Raw genomic sequence first — 12519 nt, 5'->3', positions numbered from 1 at the left:
CAGGCCGGACATTCGCAGTGATCGGCCCCGGCGCCGGAGAAGACCGCGATCTCCCCACGAGTCCGCGGTAGCTCCCCACCCCGCACGCCCCCCCACCCATGGAAGGAACCGGCACCCATGGCACTACGCACCCGCACCCGCACCCTGGGCCGGATCGGCAAGGTCCTGCTCGCCCCCGCGCTCGCGCTCGGCGCCACGATCGGCCTCGCCGCCGCCCCCGCCTCGGCCGCAGTCTGGAACTCGTGCGACCAGTGGGGCAACACCAGCCTCAACGGCTACACGCTCTACAACAACATCTGGGGCTCCGGAGCCGGCAGCCAGTGCATCTGGGCCAACTCCGGTACCAACTGGGGAGTCTGGGCCAACCACCCCAACACCGGCGGCATCAAGTCGTACCCCAACACCAAGAAGGTGATCAACAAGACGATCACCTCGCTCGGCTCGCTCAACAGCAGCTACAACGTCACGGTCCCGTCGTCGGGCGCGTACAACTCGTCGTACGACATCTGGGACACGGACTACGACTACGAGATCATGCTCTGGGTCAACTACAACGGAGCCGTCGGTCCGCTCGGCAGCGCGCAGGGCAACGCCACGCTCGGCGGCCACACCTGGAGCGTCTACAAGGGCAGCAACGGGGCCAACGAGGTGTTCTCCTTCCTGCGCACCTCGGACTCGAACTCCGGCACGGTCCAGATCCTCCCCATTCTCAAGTGGATCAAGGACACCAAGGGCTGGATGGGCAACGAGACCATCGGTGACGTCCAGTTCGGCTTCGAGGTCACCTCGTCCTCCGGCGGCCTGGACTTCGTCACCAACAACCTGACGGTCAGCAGCAGCTGACGTGCGGACGTCGTCGGCGAACGGGTCGTAGCCAGGCCCGCGTACGAGTCCGAGCCGGTGCCGCGCCCCACGCGGTGCCGGCTCGGGTCCTCCTAGGCCCTTGTCCGTTCCTCCTGGGACAGGCGAATCAGCAGGATGCCGGGGGTGCGCGGCACCGAGACCCGTAGTTCGCCGGTGGCGGGGTCCCAGGATGCCGCCGAGTCCGCACGCGCGGCCGAGGGGTGCAGGACCTCGGTGTGCACGGGCAGGTCCGAGCCCGCCAAGTGCCGTACCGGGATCCGTACTTCGGCCGCTCCGCCCCTCCGCCACACGGACACGTACGCCGGTCCTCGTCCGTCCTCGGCGCGCAGCCCCAGCGCCAGCCACTCGTCCGTCCAGCCCGGCGCCTGCCGATGATCGCCGTCTTTCTCGTCGGCCGGCGAAAGATCGTGTCCGGAATCACCAGTGGAGCCGTCAAATGACCGGAGGTCCAGCCGCGTGATCACGCCCACCCGCACGAGAGCCCGCAGCCAGCACCGCACCAGGTCCCGAACGAGAACCGCCCTGGTCACAGCACTACTTGGAGTCACCGTCATGGCAGGCAGCACCCTCCCCGCCACCGGACCGGCCGCCGCCGCGGCCGCCGATCCGCAGCGCCTCACCGTCGACCTCTCCGCCTCCGAGGGCCCGGTGATGCACGGCGCCAACGGCGCGCTGTACGGGCTCAGCGACGACGGGGTGCCCAGCGACGCGGCCCTCGCCCCGCTGAAGATCACCAGCATCTCGCAGAAGCCGGAGGGCGGCGCCCAGCACCCCAACGGCGACGCGCTCACCGTCTCCAAGTCGTTCTTCCGCAACGGCGGCGGCGAGATCAACGTGATGATGCAGGACATCTACGCCAAGTGGCCGTACGAGGACCTCGGCATCGACGACTACCTCCCCAAGGTCGACAAGATCGTCAAGCAGGTCTCGGCCGACCCCGACAGCGACCGCTTCGTCTACATCCCGTTCAACGAGCCCGACCAGATCTGGTACAAGCTCGACGTCGCCGACCAGGCCCAGTACGAGATCAACCGCGACCGGTTCTTCCGGGACTGGAAGACGGTCCACGAGCGCATCCGCGCGATCGACCCCGACGCGCGCATCGCCGGCCCCAACGAGGCCGGCTACCACACACGCCTGCTGCGGGACTTCCTCGCCTTCGCCAAGCGCGAGAACGTCCTGCCGCAGGTGATGACCTGGCACGAACTGAGTTCGGGCTCGCTCCGCGACTTCCAGGGGCACTACGACGACTACCGCGCACTGGAGCGGGCGGCGGGCGTAACCCCCCTGAAGATCAACATCGACGAGTACGCCAACCGCCGCGACCTCTCCGTCCCGGGTCAACTCGTCCAGTGGGTCTCGATGTTCGAGCGCAACAAGGTGTACGCCAACCAGGCCTACTGGGACGCGGCCGGCAACATGGACGGCAACGTCGTCCGCTCCAACATCCCCAACGGCGGCTGGTGGTTCTTCCGCTGGTACGCGGGTCTGACCGGGAACACCGTCAAGGTCACCCCGCCGCGCGCGAACACCATCGACACCCTCCAGGGCCTCGCCTCCCTCGACACCTCCCGCCGTCAGTCCCAGGTCCTGCTCGGCGGCTCCGCCGGCGACGCGGACGTCGTGGTCCAGAAGGTCCCCCGGTCCCTCTTCGGGCGCACGGTCACCGCGACCGTCTCCGAGGCCGCCTGGTCCGGCTACGAGGGACAGCACGCAGCCCCGCGCGTCCTGTCCCGCACGAAGGTGCGGATCGCGGACGACGGCACGGTCACCGTCCCGCTGCGCGGCCTGCACAAGATGTCGGCCTACCGTGTCGTCCTGACCCCGGGCGGCACCGGCACCCCGACCATGCCCGCCGTCCCCTGGAGCGCCTCCTACGAGGCCGAGGACGCCGCGATCACCGACGGCAAGGTCTACACCCAGGGCACCGTCGCCAACGCCAACGGCTACGCAGCCTCCGGCACCAAGGACGTCGGCTCCCTCAACCAGCCCACCAGCAAGGTCGACTTCACCGTCTCCGTCCCCGAGAACGGCACGTACGACCTGGCGATCCTCTACGGCAACCAGTCCGGGACCCCGGCCACCCAGAAGCTGACCGTCGACGGCGGCGAACCGGTCACGGTCACCTACCCCTCCACCGAGAACTGGACCTATCGCGCCAAGAAGGACCTCACCGTCCGGCTCACGGCGGGCACCCATCGACTGACCCTCGCCAAGGGCGACACCGAGGTCACCCTCGACCGGATCGACCTCACCGCCCGCACCGGCGAGCCCGCCGCCTCCTACGAGGCCACACTCGCGGACATCAGCGGTAAGCCGTCGTACGACTACTCCTCCTCGGCCGGCGTCGGCACCGGCGCGCTCGTGCTGGGCTCCGGGGACAAGGCGGTCTTCGACGTGTACGCCCCGCACGACGGCTACTACCGGGTGGTGCCCCGGGCGTCGGCGCCGGTGCGGCTCGCCCTGCACGGGCAGTCGGTGGCGGCGGTGCCCGACCGGCCACTGCGGCTCTACCTGGTCGCGGGCAACAACCGGATCACCGCGACCGCCAGGCACACGGCCGTGCGCTCCCTCGACGTCACGGGCGCGGGTTCGACCACCGGCACCCTGGCGTACGACGGCGCCACGGCCACCCTCGCCGGCGGGGCCGAGCTCGTCGACTCCGCCCACGCCTCGGCCGGTTCGTACATCGGATGGCTCGGCAACGGCGCGGACTCCACCGCCGAGTTCACGGTGGACGCCCCCACCGCCGGCCGGTACGTCCTGGTCGTCCACTACGCCCACAACGACCGCCGCGACAACGGCCACGCCTACAACACCGACATCATGTCCCGCACGGCGGACATCACGGTCGGGGACGGTGAGCCGCGCACGGTCACCTTCAAGAACACCTGGGGCTGGGACGACTACTGGAGCGTGGGCGTCCCCGTCGACCTGGGGAAGGGGCCCAACAAGGTGACCTTCGGCAATGCGAGCGCCTGGGCGCCGAACATCGACCGGATCGAGGTGGGCCGGGTCGTCGGCTAGGGCCTCCGGAGCAGGGGCGTCTGTGGGCCCCCGGGCGTCGGCGACCGCCGGCGGCCGGGGGCCTTCGCACGTCAGGCGCGGTCGACCTCGGCCCGCAGCGCCTCGTACTCCGTGAACTCGGCCTCGACGTCCTCGCGGGTCAGTCCGTAGCGGGCCAGGTCGTAGCGGTGAGGGCGGGAGCCCTTGAGGCCGGTGGCGACCTGGGGCAGCCGGGCGGCGTCCGCGTCGGTCCAGCGGGCGCCGACGGCGTCGTACAGCTTCGGCACCCCCGTGGCCGGATCGGAGCCGAGCCATGCGTACGGCACGTCCACCACGGCCTCGCGGGGGATGCCGGCGCGGGCGTCGAGGCCCCGCCGCACCGACCGGCTCAGCAGGTCCAGCCAGGTGGCGCCGAGGTGGTGCGGGTCGACCGTGCGGCGGGACAGGGCCATGCCCACCTCGACCAGGCTGCAGAAGGAGGCGACGGCGGTCACCGGATCACGGTGCGTCCACACGAGCGTGGCGTCCGGGAACACGGCGAACAGGGCGTCGAGGTTGCCGGTGTGGAAGGGGGACTTCAGGATCCAGCGGCGGCGCGGGCGGCCGTACTGGAGCACCTGGAAGACCTGCTTGAGGTGGCGGTAGTCGGGGACGAAGTCCCGCTCGAACTGCCAGGCGTGGTAGCGCGGCAGATGCGCCTGGGACAGTGGCACCAGGGCGTGCGGCAGGAGGAACGTGTCCTCCTCGGGACCCTCGGCGGTCATGGGGTGGATCTCCCGGAAGCGCGGAGCGAGTCGATGGGTGCCGTCGAGCATCCGGCGCGCCGAGGTGATCGCCTTCCGCCGCTGCTCGGGCGACGGTTCGAGGCCGGGGGCGAGCAACTCCCACAGCCGCGGGGACCGATGGTCGTCCGAGAGCGAGAGAACGCCGTGGGCGAGCGTGGTGGACGTGCGGGGCAGACCCACCACGAACACCGGCCGCTCGACGGGCTCCTTCTCGATGGCCGGGTTCTCGGCGATCAGCCGCCGGACGCGGGCCCGGTTGGTGAGATGCCGGCGCACATGGGCCTGCGCCGACTGCCAGCCGACCGGGGACAGGCCCGGGTCGCCCGCCCAGTCGCGCAGCAGTGACCGGAAGCCGTCCAGGAACTCCTCCTCGCCCTCCGGCCATCCGGCCCCGTCGAGGATCCGCGCGAAGACGCGGTCCGGGTCGCGGCGGGAACGGAGCGTGGGCCGGAGCAGGAGGTTGGCCAGGGTGAGGGCCGACGGGGTGGAGGGCACGGGCGTGTCCTTTCCGGGAGAGCGACGGACGGCACGCGTCGCGTCGGACCGGCTGGGACCCCAGCATAAACGGGGAGTGGTCCCCGGAACATGTCGCCGTGCGCCCGCGGACGGTTCCGGGGCCCCGCACGGGCCCCGGAACCGTCACGTCATGTCCGCCCCACCGGGACGCTCACCCCCGGTCACTGCCCCTGTCCCTGTCCGTCCCCGTACCGCGCCCGCAGCTCCGACAGCACCCCGCTGGCCGCCGCCACGAGCGGCACCGCCAGGAGCATGCCGAGGATGCCGGCGATGGAGGCACCCGCGGTCAGGGCCAGCAGGATCGCCGCCGGGTGCATCTGCACGGTCCGGCTGTGGATCATCGGCTGGAGCACGTTCCCCTCGATCAGCTGCACCGCGAAGACGACGCCGACCGCCCACAGCGCCGTGACCAGACCGCGGTCCGCGAACGCGACGAGGATCGCCACCGCGCCGGACAGGAACGCGCCGAGATACGGGATGTACGCGCCGACGAACACCAGCGCGCCGAGCCCCACCGCGCCCGGCACCTGGATGATCAGCAGGCCGATGGCGATCAGGGCACCGTCGATGAACGCGATGAGCGTCGTCCCCCGCATATAGCCCTCGATCGCCCGGAACGCGCGCCGGGCCATCACCTCCAGGGTGTCACCGGAGCCGCGGGGCGCGAGCGAGTGCAGGGAGGCGACCGCCTTGTCGGAGTCCCGCAGGAAGAAGAACATCAGCAGCATCGCCAGGACCGCGCTGGCCACGAACCCACTGACCGCGCTGACCCCGGAGAGCACCCCGGAGGCCGCGGTGCCGCCGAACTTGGACAGCAGTTCCTTGGCGTTCTTCGCGAGGTCGTCCAACGACGTTCCCGCCAGGCCGAACTCGTCGCTGAGCGACTTCGCCGCGTCCCTGAGCGAGGAGATGATCTGGTCACCGGTGTCGATCAGCGCGGCGACCACGATGTACGCGGCCCCGCCCATCACCACGAGCACGGCCGCGCAGGTCAGCCCGGCGGCGAGGGACCTGTTGAACCGCATCGCCACCAGCCGCCGGTACAGCGGGCCGAGCAGAGCGGTACCGAGCAGCGCGATCAGCAGCGGCGTGACCGCCGTCTGGAACGTCACACAGATCCATACGCCCACGTACACGACACCCGTCACCAGCAGGGTGAGCGCGCTCCACACGGCGATGTGCCGCGCGGGCCCCGGCAGGAACCCGGGCGCGACCGGCTCCGCAGGCGCCGCGACCGCCGCCGGCACCTCCACGTACCCGCCGTGCCCGGCGTACCCGCCGGTGGTGCGTATCGTCGTACGCGTCCGATGCACCGGGCTGCGCGCCGGCCCGCCACCCCTGCGACCAGGCCGTCCCCCGCGTACTGCGCGAGAGTCTCCCGTACGGCTGTTCACTGTCATCTCCACTCACTCGGAGGTCGCGCACACCCCCTGAGGATCATGGGATGGCCGTGGCGCCATAGCGTAGACCCGGCCGACGAACGCCCCGCGTGCCGGGAGACCCCTGCCACGTCACCGCGTCGCGGGCCTACTCGGCGATCGGCAGGGCCACCCCGTCCCGCAGGAACACCGGGATCCGCTCCAGCGGCGCGTCGACGGTAACGGTCGCACCCCCCTCGTACGTCTCCCCGGTCCACGCGTCCGTCCACCGCGCCCCCGCCGGAAGGTAGGTCGTCCAGACCCTCGCCCCCGCCTCCAGCACCGGCGCCACCAGCACATCCCGCCCGAACAGATACGCGTCGTCCACGGACCAGGCCCGCTCGTCCTCGGGGAACTCCAGGAACAGCGGCCGCATCACCGGCAGCCCCTCCTCGTGGGCCTCCCGCATCACCCGCAGCACATACGGCTTCAACCGCTCCCGCAGCCGCAGGTAGGCCTCCAGGATCGCCCCGGCCTCCTCCCCGTACGACCACACCTCGTTGGGTCCGCCGGTCATGTCCGGCCCCAGCGGCATCCCGGGCTCCCGGAACCCGTGCAGTCGCATCAACGGCGAGAACGCCCCGAACTGGAACCAGCGGACCATCACCTCGCGGTACGCCGGATCGTCGGGGTCGCCCCCGTGGAAGCCGCCGATGTCCGTGTTCCACCACGGGATGCCCGACAACGCCGTGTTGAGCCCCGCCGCGATCTGCCGCCGCAGGGTCGGGAGGTCCGTGCCGATGTCACCGGACCACAGCGCGGCCCCCCACCGCTGACTGCCCGCCCACGCCGACCGGTTGAGGGAGACGATCTCCTCCCGGCCGGCCGCCCGCAGCCCCTCGTAGAAGGTGCGCGCGCTCTCGGCCGGATAGATGTTGCCGACCTCCAGGCCGGGCCCGGCCCAATAGCGCAGGTTCTCCTGGAAACCCGGCTTGAGCTCCGGCTCGCAGGCGTCCAGCCAGAACGCGTCGATGCCGTACCGGTCCAGGTAGTTCTCCTTCACCCGCGACCACACGAACTCACGGGCCTCGGGGTTCGTCGCGTCGTAGAAGGCCACCTGGACGGTCGACGCGACCTCCTTGTCCGGCCAGTCGGCGTGCGCCATCGGGCCGTACTGCGTCCCGATGAAGTACCCGCGCTGCTCCATCACAGGGTGGTTCTCGCTCAGCGGCGACACCGACGGCCACACGGACACCACCAGCTTGATGCCCAGCTCGTCCAGCTCCCGCACCATGGCCGCCGGATCGGGCCACTCGTCGAGGTCGAACTTCCACTCGCCCAGATGCGTCCAGTGGAAGAAGTCGCACACGATGACGTCGATGGGCAGGCCCCGCCGCTTGTACTCCCGTGCCACCGCGAGGAGTTCGTCCTGCGTGCGGTAGCGCAGCTTGCACTGCCAGAACCCGGCCGCCCACTCGGGCAGCATCGGCGTACGGCCCGTCGCCGCGCTGTAGCGGCGCTGCGCGTCGGCCGGATCGCCCGCGGTGATCCAGTAGTCGATCTGCCGGGCCGAGTCCGCGACCCAGCGGGTGCCGTTGCCGGCCAGCTCGACACGGCCGATCGCCGGGTTGTTCCACAGCAGGGTGTAGCCCCGGCTGGAGGTCAGCACCGGGATGCCGACCTCCGCGTTGCGCTGCACCAGGTCGAGGACCAGCCCCTTCTGGTCGAGCCGCCCGTGCTGGTGCTGCCCGAGGCCGTACAGCTTCTCGTCGTCGTACGCGGCGAACCGCTGCTCCAGGCGGTGGTACCCGTTGCCGACGGCCGTGTAGAGGCGCGGGCCGGGCCACCAGAAGTGGGCGCGGGCCTCCGACAGCAGCTCGCTCCCGTCGGCCGTGCGGCTGTAACGGACCAAGCCCTCCGCGTTCACCTCGACGGTGAGCGCGCCGACGGTCAGCCGCCCGAGCCCGTCCTCGATCTTGACGCTGCTCTCGGTGGACTCCGGCTCGTCGAGCAGGGCGCCCGGCAGCCCGTCGAGCACCGGGCCGCCGAGGCGGGCCCGGACCCGGACCGCGTCCGGGCCCCAGGGCTCGATCCGCAGGGTCTCCTGACGTCCGCTCCACTCCAGGGCACCGTCCCGCTCACGGAACGTGCCGACGGTGGGTGAGGACTGGGCGAGGCTGACCGCACCCGTCGGGGTCTGGTTCTCGGCAGGCTGATTCACGTGAGGTCTCCTGGAAGGGAGGAGTGAAGGAAGGAATCGAGGCGGGCGGTGGCCCGCGTACGGCCCCGGCTCGCGTACGCCGTCGGCTCAGCTGGTGGGGGACAGTGGCCCCGTGCTCGCGCGGACCGTCAACTCGGGGGCGAGGAGCACCACTTCGTCGGTGTCCCGGCCCTCCAGCTTGGCGATCAGCTGTTCCACAGCCCGGCGGCCCATCTCCTGGGCGGGGATGGCCACGGAGGTCAGCCGCACCGATGCCTGTACGGCGACCTGGTCCGGGCAGACCGCGATCACCGAGACGTCCTCCGGCACCGCGCGCCCCTGCTGCCGCAGCAGCGCGAGCAGTGGCTCCACGGCGGACTCGTTCTGCACGACGATCCCTGTGGTGCCGGGCCGTTCGTCGAAGATCCGGGCCAGGGTGGCGGACATCGCGTCGTAGCCGCCCTCGCAGGGCCGGTGCAGCACACGCAGGCCCAACTCCCGCGCGCGGGACCGCAGTCCGTCGAGGGTGCGCTCGGCGAAACCGGTGTGCCGCTCGTACACCGCGGGGGCCTCGCCGATGACGGCGATGTCGCGGTGGCCGAGCATCGCCAGATGCTCCACGCACAGCGCGCCCGTCGCCCCGAAGTCGAGGTCGACGCAGGTCAGACCGTTGGTGTCGGCGGGCAGCCCGATGAGTACGGAGGGCTGGTCGGTGTCGCGCAGCAGCGGCAGCCGCTCGTCGTCGAGCTCCACGTCCATCAGGATCATCGCGTCGGCGAGACCGCTGCCCGTGACCCGACGCACCGCGTCCGGGCCCTCCTCGCCGGTGAGCAGCAGCACGTCGTAGCCGTACGTACGCGCCGTGGTGGCCACCGCGATGGCGATCTCCATCATCACCGGGACGTACATGTCGGTACGCAGCGGGACCATCAGGGCGACGATGTTCGACCTGTTGCTCGCCAGGGCGCGGGCCCCCGCGTTCGGGTGGTAGCCGAGCTCCTGGATGCTCCGCTCGACCCGCTGCCGGGTGCCGGCGGAGATGGACCGCTTGCCGCTGAGGACGTAGCTCACCGTGCTCGCCGAGACTCCGGCGTGCTGGGCGACCTCGGCGAGGGTGACCATCCAGCTCTCCAAGGGTGTTTAAGCGCTTCGACAGCGCGCTAGCTTTGAACGAAAGCGAGTGGGGGTGGCTCGACAGTAGCTCGGCGGTGGGTGGGTGTCCATAGGTTGTCGAAGCGCTTCGATTATTAGCCGGACACCCAAGGCGAGGCGTGGAGGTGTGGGGGGTGGCGACCGCGGGTCCGTGGGGCTTCTCGCGCAGTTCCCCGCGCCCCTTCAGGGCGCTGTTGTCGCCCCCCAGCTTAGAACGCGAGGGGTGGCGGGGTCGTCCCGGATCGGGTACCAACGATCGAGTAGCACCCATCGGTAACCAATCAGGTACCCACCGGTACAAGATCCCGATTCGCGGCGAGGTGAGCCTCATGTCCGCCCCACCCCTCAAGAAGCCCGTCGTCACAGAACGTGAGGCCCGCCAGGTGGCGGAGGCCGCCCGGGAGCAGGCCTGGCGCAAGCCCAGCTTCGCCAAGGAACTGTTCCTGGGCCGGTTCCGCCTCGACCTCATCCACCCCCACCCGCTCCCCACCGACGAGGCCGTCCGGCGCGGCGAGCAGTTCCTGACCAAGCTCCGCGCCTTCTGCGAGACCAAGGTCGACGGGGCCCTGATCGAGCGCGAGGCCCGGATCCCCGACGAGGTGATCAACGGCCTCAAGGAACTCGGCGCCCTCGGCATGAAGATCGACCCCAAGTACGGCGGTCTCGGCCTCACCCAGGTGTACTACAACAAGGCGCTGGCCCTGGCCGGCTCGGCCAGCCCGGCCATCGGCGTCCTGCTCTCGGCGCATCAGTCGATCGGCGTACCGCAGCCGCTGAAACTGTTCGGCACCCCCGAGCAGAAGGAGAAGTTCCTGCCGCGCTGCGCCCGCACCGACATCAGCGCCTTCCTCCTCACCGAGCCCGACGTCGGCTCCGACCCCGCCCGACTGGCCACCTCGGCCGTGCCGGACGGCGACGACTACGTCCTCGACGGCGTGAAGCTCTGGACCACCAACGGCGTGGTCGCCGACCTCCTGGTCGTCATGGCACGCGTGCCGAAGTCCGAGGGCCACAAGGGCGGCATCACCGCTTTCGTCGTGGAGACCGACTCGCCCGGCGTCACCGTGGAGAACCGCAACGCCTTCATGGGCCTGCGCGGTATCGAGAACGGTGTCACCCGCTTCCACCAGGTCCGGGTCCCCGCCGCGAACCGCATCGGCCCCGAGGGTGCGGGCCTGAAGATCGCCTTGACCACCCTCAACACCGGCCGGCTCTCCCTGCCCGCGTCCTGCGTGGCCGCCGGCAAGTGGTGCCTGAAGATCGCCCGGGAGTGGTCGGCGGCCCGTGAGCAGTGGGGCAAGCCGGTCGCCCACCACGAGGCGGTCGGCCAGAAGATCTCCTTCATCGCGGCGACCACCTTCGCCCTCGAAGCCGTGTCGGACCTCTCGTCCCAGATGGCCGACGAGGACCGCAACGACATCCGTATCGAGGGCGCCCTCGCGAAACTCTTCGCCTCAGAGATGGGCTGGAAGATCGCCGACGAGCTGGTCCAGATCCGCGGCGGTCGGGGCTTCGAGACCGCCGACTCCCTCCGGGCCCGCGGCGAACGGGCCGTCCCCGCCGAGCAGATGCTGCGCGACCTGCGCATCAACCGGATCTTCGAGGGCTCCACGGAGATCATGCACCTGCTGATCGCCCGCGAGGCCGTCGACGCCCACCTCACCGTGGCCGGCGACCTCATCGACCCGGAGAAGTCCCTGTCCGACAAGGCGAAGGCGGGCGCGAACGCGGGCGTCTTCTACGCCAAGTGGCTGCCGAAACTGGTCGCCGGGCCGGGTCAACTCCCCCGTACCTACGGCGAGTTCCACCCGGCGGGCCACCCCGACCTGGCGACCCACCTGCGTTACGTCGAACGAGGCGCCCGCAAGCTGGCCCGCTCCACGTTCTACGCCATGTCCCGCTGGCAGGGCCGGATGGAGACCAAGCAAGGGTTCCTGGGCCGGATCGTCGACATCGGCGCCGAACTCTTCGCGATGAGCGCGGCCGTCGTCCGGGCGGAACTGCTCCGCACCACCACCGGCCACGGCCGCGAGGCCTACCAACTGGCCGACACCTTCTGTCGCCAGTCCCGCATCCGCGTCGAGGAACTCTTCGGCCGCCTGTGGACCAACACCGACGACATCGACCACAAGGTGGTCAAGGGCGTCCTGGGCGGTGCCTACGCATGGCTGGAGGAGGGAGTGATCGACCCCTCGGGCGAGGGCCCCTGGATCGCGGACGCGACGCCGGGCGAGAGCGAGAAGGAGAACGTCCACCGCCGCATCCAGTGACCTGACACGCCGCCCCGCGCCTCATGAAGATCGGCCCGCAGGACCATCTTCAGGGGCGCGGGGAACTGCGCGACCAGCCCTCACGGCCCCGCACCCGCCCGACGGCAGGGCGCGGTACCCCGAAAGGCGCGGCGCCAGTCCCTGGCGTCACGTTCCCGCCTGCCCCGCGACGCCATGCACGCGCTCTCGACGCACCGGGCGCTGACCCGAGTACGTCGAGAGCGCGGGTCAGTGCCCGGCACGCCGAGAGCACGCTCCCCCGGTCTCGGCTGCGCTCGACCGGGAGGTACCCCCACGACGCCGCGGGGCCGCCCTTCGGGCGACGACGGGAATCTGGCGACAGGGCCTAGAAGCGTCCTGAAGATCTT

8 protein-coding genes are annotated in these 12519 nt (G+C 70.8%); 3 read left to right on the top strand and 5 right to left on the bottom strand.

The features are described from left to right. Positions 1-117: 117 nt before the first annotated feature. A complete protein-coding gene (locus tag P8T65_RS12525) occupies positions 118-843 on the top strand; it encodes a GH12 family glycosyl hydrolase domain-containing protein (protein ID WP_316725461.1) in 726 nt (241 codons plus the stop codon). 92 nt (positions 844-935) lie between these two features. Here P8T65_RS12525 and P8T65_RS12520 read toward each other — a convergent pair whose 3' ends face one another. Further along, positions 936-1394, bottom strand: a complete 459-nt coding sequence (locus P8T65_RS12520; RefSeq protein ID WP_316725460.1) for a hypothetical protein — start codon at positions 1392-1394, stop codon at positions 936-938. A 22-nt stretch (positions 1395-1416) separates the two neighbouring features. On the opposite strand from P8T65_RS12520, the gene P8T65_RS12515 reads away from it, so the two are divergent. Next, complete coding sequence (locus P8T65_RS12515) at positions 1417-3891, top strand: CBM35 domain-containing protein (protein ID WP_316725459.1); 2475 nt, start codon at positions 1417-1419, stop codon at positions 3889-3891. 71 nt (positions 3892-3962) lie between these two features. Here the strand turns inward: P8T65_RS12515 and P8T65_RS12510 are convergent, their stop codons facing one another. The 4 genes from P8T65_RS12510 to P8T65_RS12495 form a co-directional block, all read right to left on the bottom strand. Next, complete coding sequence (locus P8T65_RS12510; protein WP_316725458.1) at positions 3963-5150, bottom strand: sulfotransferase; 1188 nt, start codon at positions 5148-5150, stop codon at positions 3963-3965. A 182-nt stretch (positions 5151-5332) separates the two neighbouring features. Beyond that, positions 5333-6484 (bottom strand): AI-2E family transporter, encoded by a 1152-nt coding sequence (locus P8T65_RS12505; protein WP_399098802.1) that lies wholly within the window; start codon positions 6482-6484, stop codon positions 5333-5335. A gap of 214 nt (positions 6485-6698) precedes the next feature. Next, positions 6699-8750, bottom strand: a complete 2052-nt coding sequence (locus P8T65_RS12500) for a glycoside hydrolase family 31 protein (RefSeq protein ID WP_316725457.1) — start codon at positions 8748-8750, stop codon at positions 6699-6701. An 87-nt stretch (positions 8751-8837) separates the two neighbouring features. Next, on the bottom strand, positions 8838-9851 hold the full coding sequence (locus P8T65_RS12495; protein WP_316725456.1) for a LacI family DNA-binding transcriptional regulator: 1014 nt from the start codon (positions 9849-9851) through the stop codon (positions 8838-8840). Between the two features lie 359 nt (positions 9852-10210). Here P8T65_RS12495 and P8T65_RS12490 point away from each other — a divergent pair, with 359 nt between their 5' ends. After that, a complete protein-coding gene (locus P8T65_RS12490; RefSeq protein WP_316725455.1) occupies positions 10211-12151 on the top strand; it encodes an acyl-CoA dehydrogenase family protein in 1941 nt (646 codons plus the stop codon). Positions 12152-12519 lie beyond the last annotated feature (368 nt).

The organism is Streptomyces sp. 11x1 (assembly GCF_032598905.1).
GTDB lineage: Bacteria > Actinomycetota > Actinomycetes > Streptomycetales > Streptomycetaceae > Streptomyces.
Note: the sequence above shows the minus strand (reverse complement) of the source record. Positions and strands in the feature narration are given on the sequence as shown.

Excerpts from the sequence above, each read along its gene's own strand:
- P8T65_RS12525 (WP_316725461.1), top strand. The coding sequence starts at position 118 with ATGGCACTACGCACCCGCACCCGCACCCTGGGCCGGATCGGCAAGGTC.
- P8T65_RS12515 (WP_316725459.1), top strand. The coding sequence starts at position 1,417 with ATGGCAGGCAGCACCCTCCCCGCCACCGGACCGGCCGCCGCCGCGGCC.
- P8T65_RS12495 (WP_316725456.1), bottom strand. The coding sequence starts at position 9,851 with ATGGTCACCCTCGCCGAGGTCGCCCAGCACGCCGGAGTCTCGGCGAGC.
- P8T65_RS12490 (WP_316725455.1), top strand. The coding sequence starts at position 10,211 with ATGTCCGCCCCACCCCTCAAGAAGCCCGTCGTCACAGAACGTGAGGCC.